Origin of the sequence: Paenibacillus sp. VMFN-D1 (assembly GCF_003386155.1) — a bacterium.
Lineage (GTDB): Bacteria > Bacillota > Bacilli > Paenibacillales > Paenibacillaceae > Paenibacillus_AQ > Paenibacillus_AQ favisporus.
The window spans coordinates 264,824-288,815 of record NZ_QRDU01000004.1; the positions used below are offsets into that span (position 1 = coordinate 264,824).

General features: G+C 55.4%; 18 protein-coding genes. 9 read left to right on the forward strand and 9 right to left on the reverse strand.

Annotation, left to right across the window (positions count from 1 at the left end; all coding sequences use genetic code 11):
• Nucleotides 1-261 precede the first annotated feature (261 nt).
• The 3 genes from bioB (at nucleotide 262) to C7820_RS25115 (ending at nucleotide 5,282) form a co-directional block, all read left to right on the forward strand.
• Nucleotides 262-1,275 carry a biotin synthase BioB gene (gene bioB / locus C7820_RS25105; RefSeq protein WP_258875397.1) on the forward strand — a complete coding sequence of 338 codons (1,014 nt, stop codon included), beginning with the start codon at nucleotides 262-264 and terminating at the stop codon, nucleotides 1,273-1,275.
• 189 nt (nucleotides 1,276-1,464) lie between these two features.
• On the forward strand, nucleotides 1,465-2,082 hold the full coding sequence (locus C7820_RS25110; RefSeq protein WP_089549611.1) for a TetR/AcrR family transcriptional regulator: 618 nt from the start codon (nucleotides 1,465-1,467) through the stop codon (nucleotides 2,080-2,082).
• A 77-nt stretch (nucleotides 2,083-2,159) separates the two neighbouring features.
• On the forward strand, nucleotides 2,160-5,282 hold the full coding sequence (locus C7820_RS25115) for an MMPL family transporter (RefSeq protein WP_116233359.1): 3,123 nt from the start codon (nucleotides 2,160-2,162) through the stop codon (nucleotides 5,280-5,282).
• A 156-nt stretch (nucleotides 5,283-5,438) separates the two neighbouring features.
• Here C7820_RS25115 and C7820_RS25120 read toward each other — a convergent pair whose 3' ends face one another.
• Both C7820_RS25120 and C7820_RS25125 read right to left on the reverse strand, forming a co-directional pair.
• Nucleotides 5,439-6,563 carry an NADH:flavin oxidoreductase gene (locus C7820_RS25120; protein WP_116233360.1) on the reverse strand — a complete coding sequence of 375 codons (1,125 nt, stop codon included), beginning with the start codon at nucleotides 6,561-6,563 and terminating at the stop codon, nucleotides 5,439-5,441.
• Nucleotides 6,564-6,688: 125 nt separating this feature from the next.
• Nucleotides 6,689-7,000 (reverse strand): ArsR/SmtB family transcription factor, encoded by a 312-nt coding sequence (locus C7820_RS25125; RefSeq protein WP_105445588.1) that lies wholly within the window; start codon nucleotides 6,998-7,000, stop codon nucleotides 6,689-6,691.
• Nucleotides 7,001-7,207: 207 nt separating this feature from the next.
• Between C7820_RS25125 and C7820_RS25130 the strand changes: the two genes are divergently transcribed.
• Nucleotides 7,208-9,367: a catalase gene (locus C7820_RS25130; protein WP_116233361.1), complete on the forward strand. Its 2,160-nt coding sequence runs from the start codon at nucleotides 7,208-7,210 to the stop codon at nucleotides 9,365-9,367.
• A gap of 286 nt (nucleotides 9,368-9,653) precedes the next feature.
• Entirely contained in the window at nucleotides 9,654-12,293 is a 2,640-nt protein-coding gene (gene mprF / locus C7820_RS25135; RefSeq protein ID WP_116233362.1) for a bifunctional lysylphosphatidylglycerol flippase/synthetase MprF, read from the forward strand.
• 696 nt (nucleotides 12,294-12,989) lie between these two features.
• On the opposite strand, the gene C7820_RS25140 is transcribed toward mprF, so the two are convergent.
• From C7820_RS25140 to C7820_RS25170, 6 genes are all read right to left on the reverse strand, one after another.
• The gene (locus tag C7820_RS25140) at nucleotides 12,990-15,383 is read right to left on the reverse strand and encodes a CotH kinase family protein (protein ID WP_258875398.1); all 2,394 of its coding nucleotides are present in this window, start codon (nucleotides 15,381-15,383) and stop codon (nucleotides 12,990-12,992) included.
• 45 nt (nucleotides 15,384-15,428) lie between these two features.
• Nucleotides 15,429-16,121: a DUF4956 domain-containing protein gene (locus C7820_RS25150; protein WP_089549616.1), complete on the reverse strand. Its 693-nt coding sequence runs from the start codon at nucleotides 16,119-16,121 to the stop codon at nucleotides 15,429-15,431.
• A 55-nt stretch (nucleotides 16,122-16,176) separates the two neighbouring features.
• On the reverse strand, nucleotides 16,177-16,890 hold the full coding sequence (locus C7820_RS25155) for a polyphosphate polymerase domain-containing protein (RefSeq protein ID WP_116233363.1): 714 nt from the start codon (nucleotides 16,888-16,890) through the stop codon (nucleotides 16,177-16,179).
• A gap of 257 nt (nucleotides 16,891-17,147) precedes the next feature.
• On the reverse strand, nucleotides 17,148-18,428 hold the full coding sequence (locus C7820_RS25160; RefSeq protein ID WP_116233364.1) for a sensor histidine kinase: 1,281 nt from the start codon (nucleotides 18,426-18,428) through the stop codon (nucleotides 17,148-17,150).
• Complete coding sequence (locus tag C7820_RS25165; RefSeq protein ID WP_089549619.1) at nucleotides 18,421-19,107, reverse strand: response regulator transcription factor; 687 nt, start codon at nucleotides 19,105-19,107, stop codon at nucleotides 18,421-18,423. The genes C7820_RS25160 and C7820_RS25165 overlap by 8 nt, the downstream gene beginning before the upstream one ends.
• A 152-nt stretch (nucleotides 19,108-19,259) precedes the next feature.
• Entirely contained in the window at nucleotides 19,260-19,787 is a 528-nt protein-coding gene (locus C7820_RS25170) for a cupin domain-containing protein (protein ID WP_116233365.1), read from the reverse strand.
• Nucleotides 19,788-20,158: 371 nt separating this feature from the next.
• On the opposite strand from C7820_RS25170, the gene C7820_RS25175 reads away from it, so the two are divergent.
• The gene (locus tag C7820_RS25175) at nucleotides 20,159-20,866 is read left to right on the forward strand and encodes a Na-translocating system protein MpsC family protein (protein ID WP_116233366.1); all 708 of its coding nucleotides are present in this window, start codon (nucleotides 20,159-20,161) and stop codon (nucleotides 20,864-20,866) included.
• 36 nt (nucleotides 20,867-20,902) lie between these two features.
• Here C7820_RS25175 and C7820_RS25180 read toward each other — a convergent pair whose 3' ends face one another.
• The gene (locus C7820_RS25180) at nucleotides 20,903-21,748 is read right to left on the reverse strand and encodes a lipoate--protein ligase family protein (RefSeq protein WP_116233367.1); all 846 of its coding nucleotides are present in this window, start codon (nucleotides 21,746-21,748) and stop codon (nucleotides 20,903-20,905) included.
• Nucleotides 21,749-22,012: 264 nt separating this feature from the next.
• On the opposite strand from C7820_RS25180, the gene C7820_RS25185 reads away from it, so the two are divergent.
• The 3 genes from C7820_RS25185 to C7820_RS25195 all read left to right on the forward strand — a co-directional run bounded on the left by C7820_RS25185 (nucleotide 22,013) and on the right by C7820_RS25195 (nucleotide 23,708).
• Nucleotides 22,013-22,600, forward strand: coding sequence for a TetR/AcrR family transcriptional regulator (locus C7820_RS25185; protein ID WP_116233368.1), 588 nt, complete (start codon nucleotides 22,013-22,015; stop codon nucleotides 22,598-22,600).
• Between the two features lie 23 nt (nucleotides 22,601-22,623).
• A complete protein-coding gene (locus tag C7820_RS25190) occupies nucleotides 22,624-23,382 on the forward strand; it encodes a glycosyltransferase (RefSeq protein ID WP_116233369.1) in 759 nt (252 codons plus the stop codon).
• Between the two features lie 101 nt (nucleotides 23,383-23,483).
• On the forward strand, nucleotides 23,484-23,708 hold the full coding sequence (locus tag C7820_RS25195) for a cold-shock protein (protein WP_076172035.1): 225 nt from the start codon (nucleotides 23,484-23,486) through the stop codon (nucleotides 23,706-23,708).
• Nucleotides 23,709-23,992 lie beyond the last annotated feature (284 nt).

The window sequence follows — 23,992 nt, forward strand, 5'->3', positions numbered from 1 at the left end:
GGTGCCGCTTGGAGAACAACAGTGTCTAGCCGCTGCCTTTGGTAGGTGCGGGAGAGTCGCCTGCAGGGGAGCTGCAAAACCAGAGGCAGCGGATTGCCTTTTTCGCGCATTTACAGCGGATGACGGATCTGCTAGAATAGCGGTAAATTAATTGTCAACCAACACAACACTGATTTGGTTGACAATTAACGAGTAGCAAATAGACCGATGTAACGACTTAACGAATACCGAAAATATAACAGCTCGAAGGGATGATAACCTATGCAGAAGGACATGGTTCTGGGAAGCCCGGTGCGGCAGGACTGGCAGGCATTGGCCGACAAGGCGCTGAATGGGCAGCGGCTTACCATGGAAGAGGGACTAGCCGTATTAAACGCACCGAACGATGAGATTCTGGGACTGATGCAGGCTGCTTTTACGGTAAGAAAGCATTACTACGGCCTGAAGGTGAAGCTCAACATGATCTTAAACGCCAAGAGCGGGCTGTGTCCCGAGGACTGCGGCTACTGCTCCCAATCCATCGTATCCACGGCGCCGATCGAGAAGTACAGCCTGCTGGATAAAGAGACGGTGCTTGCCGGAGCTAGGGAGGCTCTTGCGCGTAAAGCGGGTACATACTGCATCGTGGCTTCCGGCCGTGGCCCGACGCCGAGGGAGCTGGATCAAGTAGTGGAGGCGGTTCAGGAAATCCGGGAGACGATGCCGCTTAAAATTTGTGCCTGCCTTGGGCTGCTGAAGGACGGGCAGGCCGAGAAACTGGCTGAGGCAGGGGTGCACCGGTATAACCACAACCTCAACACGAGCCAAGCAAACTATAGTCGCATTACCACAACGCACACCTATGACGACCGGGTGGACACAGTGCGGAAGGCCAAAGCCTCTGGCTTGTCCCCCTGCTCCGGGGTCATTATCGGCATGGGCGAAAGCGACGAGGATATCGTCGGCATGGCCTACGCCTTGCGGGAACTGGACGCCGATTCGATCCCGGTTAACTTTTTGAACGCGATTCCGGGGACGCCATTGGAACAGGCCGGACGTACGCCCGCGCTGAAGGCGCTCAAGGTGCTGGCTTTGTTCCGCCTCGTGTGCCCTTCCAAGGAAATTCGCGTGGCCGGCGGCCGGGAGCTGAACCTCCGTTCTCTGCAGCCGCTCGCACTCTACGCAGCCAACTCGGTGTTCGTGGGCGACTACTTGACGACCGAAGGGCAGGATGTGCTTGCGGACCATGCGATGATCGAGGATCTCGGCTTTGAGATCGAGGAGCGGGCGGTCTAGCTGAGGATGCGGAGCCGTAGGGGAAGGCTACGGGCAGGTGCTGCGTAGACCGACCACAACCGCTTAAAATCAACGTATGTTTCGACAATTTCCCGCATAGGATGAAAAGCCGGAAAAACGACATTTGCCAGCAGGTGATGGAGCCGCTATAATAAACTCATTAAACTATCAGTAAACGGGTGTTTATTTATGCAAATTCTCAAAGATGACGTCCGCCAAAGTATTTTGAACGCCGCACTGGCCGAATTCAAGCAGCACGACTACGCCGATGCCTCCATGCGCCGCATTTCCGCCTCCGCCGGCATGACCACCGGGAACATCTACCGTTATTTTAAAAATAAAGAGGAGCTGTTCGAAGCGCTGGTCGGGCCGGTCTATGAGCGATGCATTGCCAACATCCTGGTCATTAAGGAGGAAGTGGACCAGAACTTCGCCAAAGGGACGGAGGCGAGCGATTGCCTGCAGATGGTCGAGAGCATTATTCTCGATCTGTTCGAGGAATCCAGCGCTGAGCTGATGATTTTGCTCAACCGCAGTACCGGTTCCAAATACGCCGGCGTGAAGGCAAGCATTTGCGCCTTGGTCGTATCGATTCTGGAGAGCATGATCCGCTTCGGTAAGGATGAGACCGGCGAGCTGACGCTGGAAGAGAAGCAGACGGCTCAGATGCTTGGCGGAACCGTGGTGGAGGGTGTATGTCTGATTCTACGCGACCATGAAGACGGGGAAACGGTCAAACGGCTGGTGAACCAGCTGGTGTATCTGTACTACTTTGGCACCGATCATTGGAATAAGAAAAAGGGATGAATCCAAGGGATTCCCTTTTTTTCGCTCAAAAATGAACGCTTGTTTACTAAGGAAGTTGAAGGAGGAATATCAACAACATGCGGCAAATCATCAAGTGGCGCTGGGCGATTCTGGTGTTATGGCTGGTGGCGACGGTCCTGCTGACCGTGTTCCAGCCCGACGTGAATGCCATTCTCCAGCAGAGAGGCCAGGATCCCCTCGCCGAAGACAGCCCTTCCAAGGTTGCGGGGGCGCTGCTCAATAAAATGACCGGCCAGAGCGGGACCAGCGACATCGTGGTGTTCCACGAAGAAAACAAGCTGACCGATGAGGATATGAAGAGCATCGAGAGCGGCGTGATGAACATGAAGGCGAAGCAGTCTGAGCTTGGCATCACCGAAGTCCTGGATCCGTTCTCGATGCCTGAAGCCAAATCTCAGCTGATTTCGGAGGACGGCACGACCGTGATGGTCAGCTTCAGCCTGGACAAGAACGGGCGGGATATGGAAGAAATCACGGATCAGTTCAATCAGGCGCTGAAGGATGTCAAAGCAACGTACTACCTGAGCGGCGAGGATTTTATCCAGAACGACTATATCAAGGCGTCCACGGCAGGGGTGGAGAAAAGCGCGGCGCTGACCGTTATTTTTATTCTCGTCGTGCTTATCGTCATGTTCCGTTCGATCGTGATCCCGTTCGTGTCTCTCCTTGCCGTAGGTATATCCTACCTCTGTTCGATGGGGATTGCGGCACAGATTATCGATAAAATGAACTTCCCGGTCACCAGCGTGACCCAGATGCTGCTGGTGCTCATCCTGTTCGGGATCGGGACGGATTATAACATTCTGCTGTTCAACCGTTTTAAAGAGGAGTTGTCGCACGGCAAAACCGTCGATGAAGCCATCGTCGCTTCATACAGAACGGCAGGCAAAACGATCGTATACAGCATTCTTACCGTCTTTATTGCTTTTGCAGGACTCAGCTTTTCGGACTTCGGCATCTATAAATCGGCCAATGTGGTTGCGATCGGCACAGTGATCTTGGTGCTTGAAATTCTGACGCTGACACCGTTCCTGATGAAGACGCTCGGACCGAAGCTGTTCTGGCCGTCGAAAAAAGTGGCGGGCCACAAGGAAAGCACCTTCTGGGCGAAGCTTACGGCGGTTTCCGTTAAGCATCCGGTCATCGTGACGGTCATCATCGTCATTCTGATGATTCCGGTGCTGCTGACCAGCGGCCAGAAGCTGTCGTTCGACCAACTGAAGGAGCTGGGGGACGGCTATCCGTCGACCAAAGGCTTCAGCATCGTCGCTGATCATTTCAGCCGCGGCCAGGCGTTGCCGACGACTGTCGTCATCGAAGACGACAAGACGATGGACAATAACGACACACTTGGGGTTATCGATAAGCTCACCGAGAAGTTAAAAGGCATCGACGGGGTCAAGTCGGTATCAAGCGTGACCCAGCCGCAGTCGGAGCCTGTGGAGGACTTCTATATCAGCAGCCAGACGGAAACGGTGACAGACGGCATTTCGGCCTCCAAAAAAGGCGTGGATCAGATCAAGGACGGCCTGGACCAGATCGGCGATAAGCTGACGACGCCTGACTTCTCCAGCGCCAATCAGCTGGTGTCGGGTACGGGACAGGTCAAGCAGGGCTACGATCAAATTACGGATGCGATCTCGCAGGTGTCCGGCGGCATACAGCAGGGAGCAAGCGGCGCATCGGAGCTCAGCAAGGGCATCGCGAAGCTTGAAGCCGGCATGAACACCGTTAGCACCAATACGTCCAAAATCAACCAAGGACTCACCGAGCTGTCCAAAGGATACGCTTCGCTCGCAGGCGGTTATGAGCAGGTATCCGGACAGATTCCGCAAATTCAGCAGGGGCTTGCCGGCATGAATACGCTGATCGGCAATCTGGGTGATAGCCACAGCGAGCTGGCCGAGGATCCGAACTATATCCAGCTGAAGCAGACCGGCGAGGGACTTGTTACCGGTTTGGCACAGCTGGACGGTGGTCTCAAGGAACTGAATGCGAATTATGCCAAGCTGAACGCATCCTTCGCCCAGGCTTCCGGCGGCTTGGGCCAAATTGCCGCGGCGCAGAAGCAAATGACTGCCGGCCTGGCAGCGCTGGAGCAAGGGGCTGACCAGTTGGCCAAGGGATTGCGCCAAGGCAGCAGCGGCAGCCAGGAAATCGCCGCAAACATGAAGAAGCTGAATGCTGCGCTGGGCAGCGTCCAAAGCGGACAGCAGCAGCTGCTGAGCGGACTATCCAGCCTCTCGGGCGGCATGTCCCAGCTGAAGGAAGGCATCGACCAGAGCGGCAACGGACTGGGCGACATCTCTGAAGGTCTCGGCAAGACCAATGACTTCCTGACCCAGCTGAACAGCTCGAAGACCTTCTTTATTCCACGGGAAGCGCTGGAGAACAAGGACTTCCAGCAGGCAGTGGATGCCTTTATGTCCAAGGACCGCAAGATTACGAAGCTGATCGTCATCCTGAACGACGATCCGTATTCCCCGGCGGCCATGAACACGATTGAGAAAATCAACAGCGAGGTTTCCGGTACGCTGAAGGGAACCGTGCTGGGCGACGCCAAGTTCGGAGCTGCGGGACCAAGCTCAACGACGTACGATACGAATGAGGCCCAGATCAAATCCTTCAACAGCACGGCGATTATCGTCATCGTCAGCGTGTTCGTCGTTCTGCTGTTCGTGATCCGTTCCTTCTGGCCGTCGGTCTTTATCGTATTGTCGCTTGTCGCTTCCTACTACGTGGCGATGAGTGCCTCGAAGTTCGTGACGACCTATATCATCGGGGCGGAAGGGGTATCGTCCTTTGTACCGTTCTTCTCCTTCATCGTCATCGTCGCGGTCGGCGTGGATTACAGCATCTTCCTGATGGAGCGCTACAAGGAATACGGGGAGTTGTCACCGGGAGAAGCGATCGTCAAGGCAGCCCGAAGCGTGGGCGGCGTCATTATTTCCGCCATGGTCATTCTCGGCGGAACGTTCGCAACGCTGATGCCTTCGGGGCTCGTGCTCTTGATCGAGCTGGCTGCGGCCGTGATCGTCGGTCTTGTCGTGCTCTGCTTCATCCTGCTGCCGATGCTGGTACCGGCCTTGATCGTGCTGCCGGAAACCCTGTCGCGCGGGCGGTCCCGCAAGCAGCAGATGGCCCATGTCAGCGGGAAGGACTCCACGCTGGATTCCTAATCACTTGTAAACGTATGAACGCATTGTGCACAGGTCAAACCAGAACAATATTCTGTACACAGCAAAAAGACCGGAAGAGGCTGCAGCCCTCTTCCGGTCTTTATTTATATCAAGGCTTCACGCGGCGCGTTGTCCCGGGGGTGGGGCGGAACCGCATTAAGCCAGTGTTTTCAGCGCTTCAGGCGTGAACGGAGCAAGCTCGTCGAAGCGGCCTTCACGCACCTTGGTGGCCCAAGCCGGGTCTCCAAGCAATGCACGGCCTACGGCAACTAGGTCGAATTCGCCGTTCTCCAGGCGTTCCAGGAGATCGTCGATATCCTTGCTGCCTGCACCTTTGCCTTCGGCAAACAGGCTTGTGAACGCTTCGTCGAGTCCGACGGAACCGACGGTAATGGCCGGTTTGCCCGTCAGCTTCTTGGCCCAGCCGGCGAAGTTCAGGTCGGATCCTTCATACTCCGGCTCCCAGAAACGGCGGGTCGAGCAGTGGAACACGTCGACGCCCGCGTCAGACAAGGCGCCAAGCAGCTTCCCGAGGTCTTCCGGTGTTGGGGCGAGCCTTGCGTCGTATTGGTTCGTCTTCCATTGGGAGAGGCGCAGCACGACAGGGAAATCCGGTCCTACAGCACGGCGGACGGCTTCCACGACTTCAATCGCAAAGCGTGCGCGCTTCATCATATCGCCGCCGTAGCGGTCCGTGCGGCGGTTCGTTTGTTCCCACAGGAACTGGTCGATCAAATAACCGTGGGCGCCATGGATTTCCACTCCGTCAAACCCGATCCGTTTGGCATTGGCAGCCGCATCGGCATAAGCCTGGATCACGTAGGCGATTTCTTCTTCCGTCATCGGTTCGGAAACCTGATTGCCGTTCAGATCAAGGCCCGAAGGACCGATCGGCATCGCTTCCGGGTTCGGCTCGGCGCCGACCGGACGGGTCATGCCGATATGCCAGATTTGCGGCATAATCTTGCCTCCGGCTTCATGAACCTGCTTGACCACTTCGGCCCATCCGTTCAGGGCGTCTTCACCGAAAAATCTCGGAATGTTCGGGCTGTCGGTAGACGCCGGGTGATTGATTACCGTACCTTCGGTAATGATGAGGCCGACATTGTTCTCGGCACGGCGGCGGTAATAGGCTGCTACGTCCGCGCCCGGCACTCCGTTCGGGGAGAATCCGCGGGTCATGGGCGCCATGACGATGCGGGTGGGCAGCGTCAAGTTGCCAATGGTAAAAGGTTCGAATAAAGCTGCGGTGGAACGGGTATGCTGTGTATTGCTGTTCATGTATCGGTTTCCTCCAATATGTGAGATTTATATCTTTATACATTTACATAAAAATAGATATATATAATGAAAAGAAAGAGCATTTAAGCCAAAAGGTTCAGATGTGTACCATATGTCATTTTAGCCTAAAGCTCTTTCTTGAGTTGTTCGATAAAGCGGTTGATACCCTCCTCATTCCGTCTGTAGTAGGTCCACTGGCCGGCCCGGTGGGATTCCAGCAAGCCAGCCTTTTGCAATTTCACCAGGTAGCCCGAAACAACCGACTGTGCAAGCCCTGTTTTCTGCGAAATGCTGCCGACGCAAATGCCGCCTTTGAAATTACAGGATGCCGGCATATGCTCCTGAGGGTCAAAGTGCTCCTCCGGATGCTTCAGCCATTCGAGAATTTTAAACCGGGTCTCGTTTGATAGTGCTTTAATGGTTAATAAGGTATCCATGACTTTATTATATCTATTTTTATAGAAATGTAAATATGGTTTGGCAAAAAAGTTTAAGATCCGCAAAAACGCCTTTGCAGTATGGCTTTTAACGAATGTACCGCAAACGTCCAGGTTAACATTCCCGTTTGGGTGGATTTTCATTCGGGTAATAACGGGTGTAAATACTCGGACACCGTCCGTAACCGACCAGGAGGGGATGCATTGATGGACCGTAAGAATGAACAGCAGCCGCAGAAGGATGTAAAGGACAGCCAGCTGGAGGAATTCCGCGTCAGCGATGCGGGGAAACCCATGACTACGAACCAGGGCGTTCGGGTCTCTGAGGACGAACATTCGCTCAAAGCGGGTGAACGCGGGCCGACGTTAATGGAGGATTTTCATTTTCGGGAGAAAATGACCCACTTTGACCATGAGCGTATTCCTGAGCGTGTGGTTCATGCCCGGGGCTTTGGCGTACACGGGTATTTTCAGGTGTACAAGCCGATGACGCAGTATACGAAGGCGAAGTTTCTGCAGGACCCGTCGATGAAAACGCCGGTGTTCGTGCGTTTCTCAACCGTGGCCGGTTCGCGGGGTTCGGCTGATACGGTGCGGGACGCCCGGGGCTTTGCCACCAAGTTCTACACGGAAGACGGCAACTTCGACCTCGTAGGCAACAACATTCCGGTTTTTTTCATTCAGGATGCGCTGAAATTTCCTGATTTGGTGCATGCGTTCAAGCCCGAACCCCATAACGAAATTCCGCAGGCGTCGACGGCCCATGATACGCATTGGGATTTTGTCGCCAATAACACGGAATCGGCCCACATGGTCATGTGGACGATGTCGGATCGGGCGATTCCGCGCAGCTACCGGATGATGGAGGGGTTCGGCGTACATACCTTCCGGTTCGTCAATGACAAGGGCGAAGCACATTTCGTCAAATTCCACTGGAAGCCGCTGCTGGGCGTGCATTCCCTGGTCTGGGACGAAGCGCAGAAAATCGCCGGCAAGGATCCCGACTTTCACCGCCGCGACCTGTGGGAAGCGATTGAAATGGGTGACTATCCCGAATATGAGTTTGGCGTGCAAATGATCCGGGAGGATGAGGAGTTCAACTTCGATTTCGATATTCTCGACCCGACCAAAATATGGCCGGAGGAGCTCATTCCCGTTCAGCGCATCGGGAAAATGACGCTGAACCGCAATGTGGACAATGTGTTCGCCGAAACGGAGCAGGCGGCCTTCCACGTGGGCAACGTCGTGCCGGGGATTGATTTTTCCAACGACCCGCTGCTGCAGGGACGCTTGTTCTCTTATACCGATACGCAGCTGATTCGTCTGGGCGGACCAAATTTCCATGAGATTCCGATCAATCGGCCGGTGGCGGAGATCCATAACAACCAGCGCGACGGATACCACCGCATGACGATCAACCGGGGCCAAACGAGCTATCATAAAAACTCCCTTGGAAACAACGGTCCCCGTCCGGTTTCGGAGCAGGAGGGCGGATACACCCACTATCAGGAAAAGGTGGAGGGGCGCAAGGTCCGGGCGCGCAGCGACAGCTTCAAGGACCACTACACCCAGGCCAAGCTGTTCTGGAACAGCATGTCCGACGTGGAGAAGCAGCATATCATTAAGGCTTTCCGTTTTGAAGTGGGCAAGGTGAAAAGCAAAAGCGTGCAGCAGCAGGTTGTCGACATGTTCGGCAACGTTGATCTGATGCTCGCTGAGCAAATCGCCCTTGGCGTTGGTGTCAACCCGCCGAAGGCCGGAGAAGAAGCCTCCGGAGCGACTGTGGCAGGAGGTGCCGAAACCCAGGCTTCCCCGGCGCTGAGCCAGCTCCACACCGCCATGTCTCCCGCTACCCGTAAGGTGGCGGTGCTGGCTGCTGACGGATTCGACGCGGGCGAAATGAAGGCCGTCCTCGCTGCCTTCGCTGAAGCAGGTGTCGTGCCGGAAGTCGTCAGCGAGAATCTGGGGATGATCGCCGGAACTGATGGCAGCCAGCTGGAGGCCATGCATACCTTCCTGACGGCTGACTCTGTGCTGTTTGACGCCGTCTATGTGGCCGGCGGGGAGCAGAGCATCGCCAAGCTGCAGGGCATCAAAGAGGCGGTCAATTTCGTGACGGAAGCCTATAACCACTTCAAAACCGTAGGCGCCTCCGAGCTGGCGGCCGGACTGCTGTCCGGCTCAGGCATTCATTTGGCCGACGCCTCGGCATCTTCCGGCCATCTGACGTCTCCGGGCGAGGATACCGGACTGGTGATCCGCAAGGAGACGGAAGACGGCAGCGTCTTTGCCCGGCAGCTGGTCGATGCCATCGCCATGCACCGCCATTGGGGCCGGGAAATGCAGATGATTTCTCCAATGAAGTGATCGATTGAGAATAAAAATGGAATGGTCCGGCTCCGCTTGTTGCGGGGCTGGATTTTTTAACATTCAGCGTTATTCCGACAGCGTTATTCCGACAGCATTATTCCGATCCTTGGCAGCCGAATCTGGCCTTTGTGCCTTCGTTTCTCTCCGCCCCGTTTGCCGCTCTCTATGGCGTTCTCCCCATAGAAACCCGGTTCATTGGACGTGTTTGGATGGGATGAGTGCTTTATGGTAGGATAAGGAAGAATGTCAGGACCAACATCAATGGGTTTTCGCTGCTGAAAGGGTGCATAACATGAAGGAAAAGCTGGAGCGGTACAAATTTTTCCGTATCCTGGCTTCGATATATGAAATCAAAGCGATTCGTCTGCTCATTCCGCTTGCGGTGATCGCGCTCGTCTATTGGGAGGGGCAGCGGGAGCTGCGGCAAATTCACCTGGGGCGTACGTTCCATGAGCTGCGTCTGCTGCCGGTGGGCACCGTTGTGGGGATCTGTCTCTTTTCCCTGTTCTCCGTCGGGGTGATGAGCTTGTACGATTACATGATCCGCATGCATTTCAAGCTGAAAGTTGGCTGGTGGAACATGTTCCGCTATGCCTGGATCGCCAACACGTTTAACAATATTATCGGTTTTGCCGGACTGACTGGCGCCGGTCTCCGTACCTTGCTGTATAAAAGGAGCGGCATTGCGCCCTCACTGATGGCGTCTGCGGTCGTATTTTTGTCACCGGTCATCATCACGGGGTTATCCATCATGTCCTGGGCTGTTCTAGCCGGGCTGTTCCCGGCAACCATGATGATTCGAGAGCACCGCTGGCTGATTTTCGCTGTATGGGGGATGGCCCTTTACTTGCCTTTATTTATTCTGATGCAGCGCTCATCGCTATTCGCGCGGTGGTTCAACAAAGGGGAGGGCCGAACGCCGTGGAGCACGGTGGCCGTCTCTCTGTGCGCATCGCTGCTGGAGTGGGTCTGCGCCGGCGTGACGTTTTGGCTGATTGCCGCCAGCGTCCTGCATGACGTGACCTTCCAGGGCGTCATGGGCATGTATACCGTATCCGCCATTGCCGGTATCCTCAGCATGGCGCCGGGAGGCATCGGCGCGTTCGACCTGACCGTCCTGCTTGGCATTGAGCATATGGGATTTCCTGCCGAAAGGGCGATGGCCGTCCTGGTGCTGTTCCGGTTGTTCTACTACGTTATACCCTGGCTGATCGGGTTGATCATGGCGGCCTTCGAATTCGGCAGTCCGGCGAAACGCACTATGGATAAGGTCGAGGCGGCCGTCGAGATACCGCTGAACGCCTGGCAGCGGCTGTGGCGCTGGCCGGGGCAGATGCGCTTTCTCAGCGATCTGGGTGTGTGGGCGCTTGGCAAGCTCGTGCTGGTCAGCGGTCTGCTTCTGCTGCTGTCGGCGGCCACGCCGGGACTGCTATATCGGCTGCGGTTGAGTGAGGAGCTGCTGTCCATGCCGATTATGCGCATCTCCCACCTGCTGTCGGTCATGATCGGCTTTATGCTGATTATCCTCTCCCGGGGCATTTCGCTCCGTATCCGCGGGGCATATTTGTGGACGAGCGGGCTGCTGTTCGCCGGGGCAGTCTTCACCTTTACGAAGGCATTCGATTTCGAAGAAGCGATCTTTCTGCTGATCGTTGCACTGATGCTGTGGATCTCGCGGGCCCGTTTTTATCGCTCGGGCGCCCTGATTGAGTGGAGAAGCGCAGCCGTTTGGTACGTGCTCTCGGCGGTCATCGCCTTGGCTTACTACTGGGTCGGCGCCCATGTCCATCACGGATGGCTGCGCCACCTGCCGACCACGGAGCGGATGCATTGGATGGTCGGCTCCAATCCGTATGCCGCATCTGCTGTGATCGGTCTCGCTGGGGCATGGATCCTGCTGACCATGCTGATCGTACTCCGTCCCAGCCGCAAGGTGGCGTCCCCGGCGACACCGGCCGATCTGGACAGGCTGCGGCAGTATCTGCAGAGTCATCACGGAAATTTGCTGACCCATATGCTGTTTACGGGAGATAAAAGCTTTTTCTGGTCCGCGGACGGCGAAGTGCTGATCCCTTACGCCCGCTCGCGGGACAAGCTGGTCGTGCTCGGCGATCCGCTCGGTCCGGAGAAGCTGGTACCGGATGCGTTGGGCGAGTTTTTGCAAATGGCCGATACCTACGCGATGTCCGTGGTCTTTTATCAGGCGACCCCCGGCTATCTGCCGATGTATCATGAGTTTGGTTACCGGTTTTTCAAGCTCGGGGAAGAAGCCTTGGTGCATCTGGATCAGTTTACGCTGTCGGGCAAGAAAAACACGGACCTGCGCACGGTACGCAACCGCTTTGAGCGGGAGGGAGCGGTGTTTGAAGTGGTTCATCCGCCTTTTGCACCGGAGCTGCTGCGTGAGCTGCGGGCGGTGTCGGACGACTGGATGCACGGCAGGCGGGAAAAAGGGTTCTCCCTGGGCTGGTTTGACGAGCGCTATTTGCAGGAGGCGCCGATTGCCGTGCTGCGGGAGACCGGAGGAAGCATCTTTGCCTTTGCGTCCCTTGCACCGGCTTATGACGGCGGACGGACGATATCCATCGATCTGATGCGTCATCGCAGCCAGGTTCCGAACGGGACGATGGATTATTTGTTCGTCCAGCTCTTGGAGTGGTCCAAGGAGCAGGGATACGAGATCTTTAACCTCGGGAACGCGCCACTGGCAAGCGTGGGCGAGACCCGGAGCGCGCTGCGCGAGGAGAAGCTGGCCGCGCTGGTGTTTCAATACGGAGGGCATTGGTACGGATTTAAGGGCCTCCGGAAGTACAAGAGCAAGTTTTCGCCCGAATGGGAGCCGCGGTTCCTGGCATATCCCGCTTCCGTGTCCCTGCCAGTGCTGACCGTCGACCTGGTGCGGCTCGTATCTCGCAGGGTGTAAGGATGCCAGACGTGGCGTTGCTCAGTATGGCGGCAAAGGTCCAGTATTTTATATTGTGAAGTTTGGAGATCGGCCAGCCAGCGTAAAACATCCTTACCGCCAGGCTGGCCGTAAATTTGGAAATTCAGTCCGAAAACCTGAAGAATGCCGAAGAAGAGAATAGCTGAATGGTTTGCGATTTAGACGATGTAGAGTTGGTTCACGGTTAAATTGATCTTGTCTACTTATAATGGACAAATTCAGTTTTTGTCTTTTAAATGGTGGACAGAGGTAACATATCTTTGCTCAAACATTCGCTTCCATATATAGGACTTGGGTCGGATATTGGCACTAAATATAGTTATTTTTGAGTCCGACCGCATGCAGGAGGATATATATGTCTTGTCCTTCTTTTGTAGGACAAAATAGGGATGTGTCCATTGGATAAGGACAGATCCCGTTTTTTATGCTGATGGGTGGCCAAAAGGCAAATAATCATCCTCATCAAAGGGAACGGGATAAAACTTCAACCACTCTTCACCAAAGAGATCATATATGAAAAAACAGCCATGCCCCCAAGGGAGGCTGCGACATTTTAATATTATTGTTCATTTAAAAAGAGGCAGACCGTACCAGACCCCTAATAGGGTCGCCGGTACAGACTGCCTCTTGTGTTGTTCATGCGAAGCTTGCTTTGCTATCGAAGGCATGATGCGGTCAGCTCGCGATATCTTGTTCGTTGGTGTGCGGCTCCGACCGCTTTGATCTGGGCGTTCTTCGGCGGCTGAAGAACATCGCAAACAGGGTCGCACCAATCAGAAGGACGAAGAAGACCGCCGCGATCATAAGGTCCGCGGTCGTAAAACGGCCCGTCTCGGCATTCTGGTTGTTGCCGCCCATCCCCGGCATGCCGGGGAAGCCGCCGCGGTCGTTGCCGCCTCTCTGGCGGCCGGCCCATGGCATATTGCCTTGGCCCGGACCGCCTTGCATTCCCTGGGGCGGCTGCATCTGCCCATCCGGAGGCTGCATGTTCCCCGGCATCTGCCCGTCAGGCCAGGCCGGTACCGCTCCCCCGGCCTGGCCTTGCGGCGCGTCACCTGCACCTTGCCCCTGGGAAGCGGCGTCTCCGCCCGCCGCACCGGCTTGGCTCTGCGGATCACCGGCCGCGTTCGGCCCGCCGTTCTGCGCCGCCTGCGCACCGTCGTTAGCGCCCTGCACCGCTCCGCCGTTGCCTGCCTGTGCAGCCCCACCGGCTTGTTCGCCTGCCTGTGCCGCTCTGCCGCCGGCTTGCGCGCCGCCATTGCCGCCGGCAGCGGCCTGGCCGTTCATTCCCGGCGGCTGGCCGCCAAATCCGCCGAAGCCGCCATCGGTCTTGGCTTCGACGACCAGCTCGCCGGACAGTTGCTTCTTGATGGACTCGGCCCGTTCCGTTGCGAATTTCACCAGGCTCTTGTCGCCAGAAGCTCCTTCTAGCAGCTGTTCCTTGGTATAAAACTTGGTTGGGTCTTTTTCCACATAAGGTGCAATCAGGGAAGATACCTGTGTTGTCAGCGACTGCATGTTCTCTTCCGCAAAGAAGCCGTCGGCGATCTGCTGCAGGTACGTATTATATTTCTCCCGGTATTCATCGACCGAGAGGAGGGCCTTGATCAAAGGCCGTTCGTCCAGCGTCGTCCCCGATACCGGAGTCGTTATGCTGAAATTGATATTGTCCTCGCTCAGGAAATTGGCGGCCATATCCATGCCCATACCGCCCATGCCCATGCCTTGGCGGCCCTGGCCGCGCTGGCCGGGGTTCGCGTTGCCGGCCGCCTCAGCGCCAGCCGGCGCGCCGTTACCCGGCACTGCGCCAATCGCGCCGTTCTGCCCGTCCATGGCGGGAACACCGTCTCCTTGGGCAGCGCCAGCATCGCCCTGCGCATTGCCGGCCGCATTAGCGCCAGCAGGTGCACCGTTCGCGCCGTTCTGCCCACCCATGGCAGGAGCGCCGCCCCCTTGACCCGCGCCAGCATCACCCTGCGACTGGCCGGCTGCTCCAGCGCCATTCGCGCCGTTACCCGGCGCTGCAGCCGGATTCCCGCCCGGCACCTCGCCGTCTGTGCCGTTACCAGCGTTCGCCGCGCCGGCGTTGCCATTTCCGGCCCGGCCTTGGCCGCCGTTCATGCCGCCGCGGCCGCCCATGCCGCCGCCCATGCCAACGCCGAAGCCGGCGAAGGCCATGTTGTAGTCCCAAGGCAGCATGGAGAACTTGCCGTTTTGCTCATACAAATAGTAATTATGCTTCATTTGCCCCTGGTAGCTGTCCAAGCTGACCAGCGCTGTGGTGGCGGCAAAATACCGCAGCATTTCGTCCACGTCCGCGACATCCGCCACATTTCCGCCGTGATTGATCGTGTCGAGAAACTTTAACATGGCGGTCTGCGTGGAGTTCGGATTCGTTTTTAGGTTCAGACCGGTGTAATCCTTGATGTCATCGCTGATCCATTTCAGGTCGCTGCCCGTGCCGTCCGGCTTGTACAGGTCTCCGGTGCTGTTCCCGAAATTGCGCTGCAGGTAAGGCTCCTCGATCGCTTCCACGCCGAGGTACAGTCCCCATTCCTTGCCGTTGATCGTAACGTACATGTAGGCGTAGCCGGGAGCGGGAACGTCCATTTTGTTCATCAGCTCATAGGACAGGTACTCGCGCATTTGCGTAGGATCGCTGTAATTGTTGTTGAGGTTCAGCTTGCGCAGGCCGTAAAGATTCTCGTCGTCGTTGTAGTGGTCAAAATCGATCTTGAAGCTGTACCGGTCGGAGTCTTCCATCTGCGCGACGGAGGAGAGGGTCATGTTTCCTTTGACCCGGATGCCGACCCCGTCGACCTGCTTGCCGTCCACGTTTACGTTGGCCTGCATCATTTCCTCGTCCAGCGGATTGTCCAGGATCGACTGCAGATCCTTCGGGTTCATCGTAATGTCCACCGTATGGACCTTGCTCTTGTCAAACACCTTATCCATGTAGGTATCGGCCAGGCTGACGGTTTCCAGTCCCGCTTTCGGAAGAACGGCCGTTACCGTGACGAACAGCACGACGAGCAGCGCCGCGGCTGCCACAATGGTTCTGTTTTTCACCAAGCGTCAAACTCCCTTCCGTCCCAAAAGTGCTTGCTGCGGGACTTACGCGGTGAAATTGCCGTCGTAGCTCAGCATGATGGCGGAGGTGACACCTTCCATGCTCATGATTTGCTGCACAAAGTCGGTGTTGTTGTCCTTCAGGCGGATTTCATAGGTCATTTCCAGCCCGCTGCCGGGAACGACGGATTTGGACTTGATGCTGTGCTTTTTGGACTGCATGGAGATCATGTGCTCCAGCGGCTTCTCTACTTCGGCATTCGTGTATTTCACGACCAGCAGGTACGGGTTGTCGATGGTCAGGCGGTTCACGAAGAAGAGGAGTACCAGGCCGATCAGAATCGCACCGATGATGACGAGCGGGATGAGGCCCGCGCCGCACAGAATGCCGGAAGCGACCGACCAGAAAATAAAAATCAGATCCATCGGATCCTTGATCGGCGTCCGGAACCGGACGATGGAGAGGGCGCCGACCATGCCGAGGGACAGCACGATGTTGGTGGATATTCCCATGATGATCAGGGCGGTCGCCATGGTCATCACGATCAGAGAAATGTTGAAGCTGTGGGAGTACATCACCCCGCTGAAGGTTTTTTTGTAAATGACATAAATGAACAGTCCAACCGCGAATGCGACCACGATGCCGATCAGCGAATCGACGATGGAGAAGCTGCTCGTTTTTTCCAAAAAGCTGGATTTGAATATATCCGAAAAATTGGTGGTTGTTGTTTGATCCATGAATCGTTCCTCCGAATTTTAAATAGGTTGCCTCCGCTGCCGGAGGCTCTGGTGCTCAGCCGTACATCCGGCTGTACTGGTATTTGGAAAAGGATGTCTTCCGGCAGTCCTTTACTTGCAGAAGGTATTTGATCACATCCGGGAGATATTCGTCGTATTTAATCTCCAGGATGACCATGTTCGGGTCGAGGGTCTCGACCATCAATAAATCCGGGTTTAGGATGTTGATATCCTTGTAGCTGGTTTTAACGGAGCTGTCGAAGGTCACCCGCACATTCCCTTGTTCGTAAATGTACACCTCGCGGATATAATCCACGACGCAGACAGGCTTCAGCTGAAACAGGTTCATATGTACGTACAGCTCGCGCATGAGGGGACGGTCGTCCTCCTCCATCCAGGCGGTGTCGCCGATGCGGATCCGCTCGTATTCCTCGGCGGTGATCCGGCATTTTTCCTTGTAGCACAAATTATCACGTTTACTCTTCTTCTCCAGATTGATAAAGCTCGCGTCATGATCGTATAGGCGGACCCGGAATTTATCCCGGTGATAGAGCCCTTCCTTTTTCTGGTTCAAAATCTTGTTGTCGAAATTATCGAAATACACGCTTCGGATCAAATATTGCCCGTCCTTTTTGGCATGGGGGTCAAGCGTCATAAAGTGCTGCAGGTTGCTGCGGAGCAGGTGGCAGTCAAGCCGGGTGATCGCATGCTTCAGCTCCCGGCGTCCTTTGACTGGCGGCCGTTCAGGGGTCGTTCCTGCTGGGTTCAAGTCCACATTCCTCCTTTTGTTAAATTGGTTTGCGATTTGTATTATCGCAGTGCAAACTTAACGAAACCTTAAGCTGAAACTTCATGTAAAATTCAGAAAAACCCCAAAAACTCCAAAAACCCCAAAAATCCCGAAAGCCCAAAAGTCCCAACCGCCCGAACCGCCCCAAAACATCACAAACACAAAAACCCCCGCATCTTGGTGTTCAAGACGCGAGGGTAACATATTTCCTGAAAAGCCCGAGCGGAGGGAGGCAGCTATTTGGGCAGACGGATGCGGATAATGGCGCCCTTCGGATGGTTGTGAAGCGCCTGGATAGTGCCGTGATGGCTGTGCACGATCCACTGGGCGATCGAGAGCCCGAGTCCGGAGCCGCCGCTCTCTCTGGTGCGTGCCCGGTCTTCCCGATAGAACCGGTCGAAGACGCGCCGAAGGCCCTCCTCGCTGATGCCGATGCCGGTGTCGCTGACTTCGATAAACACCCGATTTTCCTTGATGTAAGTGCTGATGCCGATGCTGTCGTTCTCTTTCGTGTATTTGAGGGCATTGTCCAGCAGAATGACCATCAGCTGATGCAGCCGGGCGCGATCCGCCTGGATCCGGGCCTTGCTCGTCAGCCGGAGCCAGATATGCTTGTCTGAGAGCTCAGCGATCTCGATATACGGGCTGCACATGTCGTGGATCAATTCGTCAATGTCGACCGGTTGCTTCTCGAGCTGGGTTTCAGTGGAATCGGCCCTGGCGAGCGTAAGCAGATCGGTCGTCAGCCGGGACAGCCGGCGCGTTTCTGAGAGGGACAAGGCGATGTTCTCAAACGTGTCCACGATTTTTTTATCCGGCATGGTCTGCAGCAGTTCCAGCTTGTTCTGGATGATGGTGAGCGGGGTGCGCAGCTCATGAGACGCATTCTCCACAAACTCCACCTGCTTCTCCCAGGAGCGGATGACGGGTTTCATCGTTTTCCGGGATAAAATGATGCTGGCGGTGATCGACAGCAGGATAAACACGGCCGCGCAAATGATGATGATGCGCTTGAAGTTGCCCAGCAGATTATGCTCGGTATCGACATCAACCAGCAGCTGGATGTAGCTGCCCTTGGAAAGGGGGTCGGGAACGGTCAGTGTGCGGAAATGGTACGTGCCGTTCAAGGTCAGGTTGGAAATGACGCCAATCGTAGACAGGTCGAATTTGAGATTCTCCAAGCCGTAATTTTCGTAGTTCAGCATGCCGATCTGCTGGATGTTGGTAATTTCTCCATTGGCGTCCCATTGAACGGGAATGATCCGGGGGCTTGGAGGGGGCATGACCCTGCCAAACCTGAACCGCTCCGACGACCCATCCTTGAGCGGACTGCCGCCGAACCTGGCTTCGATGATGCTTTTGTACATGGTCAGATCCCGGTCGGGTTTGGCGAACAGCGTCGTTCGCATTTGGCCGAATACGATCGCTCCGAACAGGCCGAAGAGCAGGGTGAATGCGATCAGATTGTACAGAATCAGCCGGAGCTGCTGGTGACGGATCACTTTGTTTTTATTCATGGTCTTCACCGTTCTCCGACAGCATGTACCCCATGCCGCGAATTGTCTTGATGTATTTGTCATAACCGGCCGCTTTGAACTTTTTGCGCAGGTTGCTGATATAGACCTCGATTACCGTGTTGGTGGTGCTGGAATCCATACCCCAGACCCGGTCGAAAATTTGTTCTTTGGTCACGATGATGTTTTTGTTGTTCATCAGGTATTCCAGCAGGTCGATCTGCTTGCCGTTCAGCAGGATCGCTTCCTCGCCAATGCTGACCGTACGGCTCTTTAGATTGAGCTTCAGTTCCTTGAAGGAGAGGGTGTGCTCCCTGAACCCTCCGACAGAGCGCCGGACGATGGCCTCCAGGCGAAGCAGGAGCTCCTCGCGATGGAACGGCTTGACCAAATAGTCGTCGGCCCCCTTCTTGAAGCCCTGAATCTTGTCGTCGATGCTGTCCTTGGCGGTCAGTATCAGCACCGGCGTGGAGATGCCGTATTCCCGAAGATGGGTCAACACTTCGTACCCGTTCATACCCGGCATCATAATATCCAGAATGATGACATCGTATATATTTTGCTGGGCGAGATACAGTCCCTCTTCGCCGTCAAAGGCTTGATCGGCCTCAAACAGGTCCCGGGTCGTCTCGCATACCGTATCGGATAAATGCTTGTCGTCCTCAATGACAAGAAGCCGCATGGCATGTTCACCTCAATTGACGTTTGATCCTAATCGAAACCTATTTTGTCAGGAATGTCAAATGGGGAACTGCTTGCGGCTTAACTTGTTCAGAGCTGGAATGCATTCCGCTGCACGAGGCTCGTTCAACCAGCGGTCGGCCCAAGGAAGGATTAAGCGTGATTTCCCGTCTGCTGCTGAGGTTTCCAGGCACTCATGAGTGGGCCCGCCGCACCGTACAGCGGATCGGTATTCGGAAGGGGCACCCGGGCGATGTCTTCCAGCACCTTTGGGCGCTCCCCGGGCTTGCCGGTGCACAGATTGTAATCCATGCCGTCCGGATAGGCTCCGACGACCCTGAAATCCTTGCTGGCAGAGCATCGCTTGTGCCCCGTTCCGGCCGGAAGGACGGCCACGTCACCGGCGGTCAGCTCGAACTTCTGGCCATGTTCGCCGCCGAGCTGAAGCACGGCGGAGCCGCGAATAACCCCCAGCACCTCATGTGCATTACTGTGATAATGATGGTAATCAAAGACACCGTTCGTCCAGCTGTTCAGCCAGCCGTTGCGGTTAAAGATAGCTTCCGTTTCCTCCGGTTCATCCTTAAGCGAACCCAAGTATAGGATGACCGGCAGGTTGGGGTTGCCCGGGATAACACCGTCATCCTTAAAAAATATCGTTTTGATCTCTGCACCGTTCATGCCGTTAACCTCCGCTCATCTGCTTTCATTTGGAATGTAAATAAACATATTCGCACTTTATGAAACGCGGTTGTTCTTAGAACGATACCTATGCTATAATCAAGACTGGTAAACGTCAATTTCATATTGTCGGGTAAATGAATGAATATATCCTTGGATAAAAGTCATTTATGGCCTAACTTTTTCTTGCTGTTAAAGGGAAAGTTAGGCCTTTTTGTTTTGCTGAGGACCCGGAGGTTGTGCCGGGGACAGGGAAACACCCGCTTATTTCGTAATCAGGAGGGATATAAAGACACGCTTTTGCGGACACGTGATATCGCGGCTTGCCGCGATGATGTTTAGCAGCGTACCGCAACGACGCGTCTAACTCAATGGATCAATTACATAACCAACAACCATTTCATCAGCTCTTTGCCAGCTATACCAGCAAGCTATTAAGAGACCACTTTGGCAAAGGACCTGAATCCGTGGTGGTTTCTGTCGGTCACACCTTTATTACGATATATTTGCGCAACTTCCTGACGCCGTCTGAACGCATCCTGCTGGAACAGGAGCAGGAGGACATGATTGTGCAGACCAGAGCCAATCTGATGCAGGCGGTGATTCCCGAAATTATCAGTTATCTTGAAATCATGAACGGATCGAAACCGGAAGAGGTGTATTATGACTGGAATCTCCATAAAAGATCGGGGATGATTGCGGTCGTATCGGCAGAGGCGGGCAAACAGGGCACCGCGGTGAACAGGGAGTACCCTGTGAAATCCGAAGTGGAAGCGGAAATACTCCACATTTGCCAGCAGATTCAAAAATCGCCCGAGCAGATTGATTCCTTTGAACTCAATTCCAGAACGCTGCTGGTAGTGCGAAGCGGCGTATACCTGGAGCTGGAGAAGGCACTGATCCGGCTGGGCCATGGCCGCTTGCTGAAGTCGGTGAAGAGCGGACTGGAAAAAGAGTATATTATGCGCAGCAAGCGTCTGAACAGCCTGCTGCACCAGCCGGTATCCGATTGCTTTATAGACTGGAATGATAAGCTGGATAAGAGCATTCTTCTGCTGATCATGAATCCGCCCCGATAAATTTCGCGGGCGGATTTTGTATTTGTAGAGGCGGGCTTATGGCGTCCGGGGCGTGTAGCGATGCGTCAGCTTGACCGTCATCTCCCGGATTTCCTCCTCGGACGGCAGGTGTAGGCGGCTCGCCGCCTCGGCTACTCCGGCAGCCGTCTGGAGGCTCCGGACCACTTCCTTGACGGAAGCGGCAAACGTATCGGCCGCCCCCGGACCCATGCCGGTCAGCTCGTCCAGCGAAGCCATGATACCGGGCTCAACGGACGGGTAATCCCCGTCTTCGGCCCCGGCTGCAGCCAGGTCGTAGAACGACTTGACCAGCTGACCACGCTCCCGCCCGGATCCGCCCGCAATGACAAAAGCCTGGATCACGTAGGCATGAGCCTGGCGGCGCTGCGCAATGCCGCAGAACTTGCGTCCGCCGATGCTCAGATCATAGTCACCCGGGCAGTAAGCCCCGGCGACTTCCCCTTTGTCCACCGTTTGGCCGGTGGCGGCCAGCGCCTGCCGGATGAGCGCGTACATCCGCTCGAAGTCCCGGTGGAAGTGGAGGTCGCCCGCGCCCCGCTTTGGCAGGATGAGCGACACGTTGACCACGTCCGGATCGAGCGGAACGGCGGCGCCGCCCGAATTGCGGATGGCCGTGCGGTACCCGAGCGATTCCAACCAGGCCCGGGCCTGCTGCGCTCCGGGAAGCCGGCTGTCCCTCAGACCGATAATAAAAGAGCGGGGATGACGCCAAATATGGCATAACGGCGGACCGCCTTCTCCTGTGCGCCGGCACAGCAGCTCGTCCATCGCGAATGGATACAGGGCATCCACATCCTCCAGTTGTGCCGTCCGGTCCAAAATGAGCATCTGCCCCGCTATTTCCGTAATATCTTCAAACATGCGCACCGCTTCCTTTTCCTCAGGTGATACCGGGACCACCGGTTACCAACCGTTTATTCCGTACCTTTTACAATCTTCCTGATCCTGATTATGACATAACCGATCCGGCGTGGCTACTGCATGAGCATGGGCTTTTCCGACGGAGCAGGCCGCCCGAAAATGTCAAGAAACAGACAAAGGAAAAGCATACACCGAGCCTGTGAATACCATATAATGGATACAAACCGGACGGTCGGTTTTAAAACAACAAGGAGCCTTTCGATCATGAAAAAGCGTAAATACGAAGCCGAACAGACCAAACAGACCATTGTCGAGGGGGCTAAGGCGCTGTTTGCCGCCAAAGGGTATGCCGCAACGTCAATGAAGGATATTTGCGAGGCCACAGGCTGCAGCAAGGGAAGCATCTACCACCATTTTCAGAGCAAAGAGGATTTGTTTCTCTACTTGGCGGAGCAGGCGTTTACGAACTCCTGGCAGACCTGGCATGAGCAGTCCGGGGAAGATCGTTCCGCGACGGAGCAGCTCTACGCTTACGCCGACTATTTTGTCGACACGCTTCAGAAGCCGCTCAACAAGGCCGGCGAGGAATTTATGATCCGGGTGGGTGCCAATTCGGAAGCCGGGCGGCGGTTCATGGAGATCATCCAGAACTACATGAAGGGATTTGAGGATCTGGTCCAGGCCGGACTGGACAGCGGGGAATGGAAAGGGGAGAGCGTGCAGGAGCTGTCCTTTATTATTCTCAGCTTTTATTCCGGTCTCAGCGACAGCTACCACCTGATGGACAAGGCAGCGATGAAAGAGCTGTTCCGCAAAGCCACCACGTTACTGCTTGATGGGATTCGCAAGTAATCAATCCTAGGGAGAGATGGCTGATGGAAGCAAAGCGGTTCGCAGATACAGACCACACGGGGAACATTAAATTTTCGGTAATTATTCCGGCCAGAAACGAAGAGAACTATATCGGGCGCTGCCTTGATTCTCTGGCTGCGGCGGCGGAGCCTTATCCGGGACAGGTGGAGGTCATCACCGTCTTAAACCGGTGCACCGACCGGACTGAGGAGGTTGCTTCGTCGTACGGGGCCGTCATTGTGAAGAACGACAGCAAAAATCTGTCGCAGATCCGCAACGCCGGGATTCAGGCGGCAAGGGGTGAAATCATCGTGACGATTGACGCCGACAGCTGGGTGACGGACAACATGCTGACGGAGATCGACCGGCTGCTGGCAACCGGACAATGGATCGGCGGCGGGGTGAGGAGCCAGTTTGAGCGGGTGTCGCTCGGGATCATCGTCTCCGGGATGCTGCTGATCGTGCCCCTTCTGTTCAAATACGGACTGGTCACCGTCGGACTGTTCTGGGGGTACAAGAAGGATTTTGAAGCGATCGGCGCCTTTAACGAAAACATGCTGATGGCGGAAGACGCCGAGTTTGCCAAGCGGCTCAAGCAATGGGGCAAGCAGCAGGGGAAGAAGTACGGCACCGTCACGAAGGCCAGCATGACGACCTCCTGCCGGAAGTTCGATCAGTACGGCGATTGGGGCGTCGTCAAGAACCCGAGAATTATATGGGCGTATCTGAAAGGAACCGACCGCAAGCACGCGGACGAAACGTACTACGAAATCCGGCGGTAGCTGTTTTACGGATCATCAGGCGATTTTTATCATAAATATATATTTCTGGGGCATACTAAGCGGACACCGATGAACTGAGGTAAATAACGGGAGGGTTCGCGATGTATTTCGGAAAAAAAGTGGTCGAGGAAATTCCCGAGGCCGATACTTTAATCTGGTCATGCGTAAATGATGGATGCAACGGCTGGATGAGAGACAACTTTGCTTTTGAAACGGAGCCGGTTTGCGTTCAGTGCAACTCTCCAATGGTGAGCAGCATGAAGATGCTGCCGCTGGTCGTCAACGACCATCCGACGAAAATGCTGAAGAAGGGGACGCTCATTTAAGGGCGCGACGTCCGATCAGCTCAAAGCGATGTATGAAGAGGTCCTGCGAGGGCCTCTTCTTTGCTTTGGATGCAGGTTTAATCTGATCCGACGTTTCTTTTTATATCACCGTTACATTCACTTCTTAATATCTAGGCTGCAGGCCGGTACCAAACCGATTCAAAAAGAAGCGGGAACGATGAGACAGAGCGAAATGAGACGGAGCGATGCGGAAGAGCTATCCCTTTGAGCGAGCTCTTGACCTGCAAGCCGAATCTCAAGCCTTATGAGTCCGTACCGGACCG

Bases quoted from the DNA above. Each gene is read 5' to 3' on its own strand.
- bioB (WP_258875397.1), top strand. From the start codon at position 262: ATGCAGAAGGACATGGTTCTGGGAAGCCCGGTGCGGCAGGACTGGCAG.
- C7820_RS25195 (WP_076172035.1), top strand. From the start codon at position 23,484: ATGTATTTCGGAAAAAAAGTGGTCGAGGAAATTCCCGAGGCCGATACT.
- C7820_RS25115 (WP_116233359.1), top strand. From the start codon at position 2,160: ATGCGGCAAATCATCAAGTGGCGCTGGGCGATTCTGGTGTTATGGCTG.
- C7820_RS25190 (WP_116233369.1), top strand. From the start codon at position 22,624: ATGGAAGCAAAGCGGTTCGCAGATACAGACCACACGGGGAACATTAAA.
- C7820_RS25160 (WP_116233364.1), bottom strand. From the start codon at position 18,428: ATGAATAAAAACAAAGTGATCCGTCACCAGCAGCTCCGGCTGATTCTG.
- C7820_RS25130 (WP_116233361.1), top strand. From the start codon at position 7,208: ATGGACCGTAAGAATGAACAGCAGCCGCAGAAGGATGTAAAGGACAGC.
- C7820_RS25180 (WP_116233367.1), bottom strand. From the start codon at position 21,748: ATGTTTGAAGATATTACGGAAATAGCGGGGCAGATGCTCATTTTGGAC.
- C7820_RS25110 (WP_089549611.1), top strand. From the start codon at position 1,465: ATGCAAATTCTCAAAGATGACGTCCGCCAAAGTATTTTGAACGCCGCA.
- C7820_RS25170 (WP_116233365.1), bottom strand. From the start codon at position 19,787: ATGAACGGTGCAGAGATCAAAACGATATTTTTTAAGGATGACGGTGTT.
- C7820_RS25185 (WP_116233368.1), top strand. From the start codon at position 22,013: ATGAAAAAGCGTAAATACGAAGCCGAACAGACCAAACAGACCATTGTC.
- C7820_RS25150 (WP_089549616.1), bottom strand. From the start codon at position 16,121: ATGGATCAAACAACAACCACCAATTTTTCGGATATATTCAAATCCAGC.
- C7820_RS25120 (WP_116233360.1), bottom strand. From the start codon at position 6,563: ATGAACAGCAATACACAGCATACCCGTTCCACCGCAGCTTTATTCGAA.
- C7820_RS25125 (WP_105445588.1), bottom strand. From the start codon at position 7,000: ATGGATACCTTATTAACCATTAAAGCACTATCAAACGAGACCCGGTTT.
- C7820_RS25165 (WP_089549619.1), bottom strand. From the start codon at position 19,107: ATGCGGCTTCTTGTCATTGAGGACGACAAGCATTTATCCGATACGGTA.
- C7820_RS25175 (WP_116233366.1), top strand. From the start codon at position 20,159: ATGGATCAATTACATAACCAACAACCATTTCATCAGCTCTTTGCCAGC.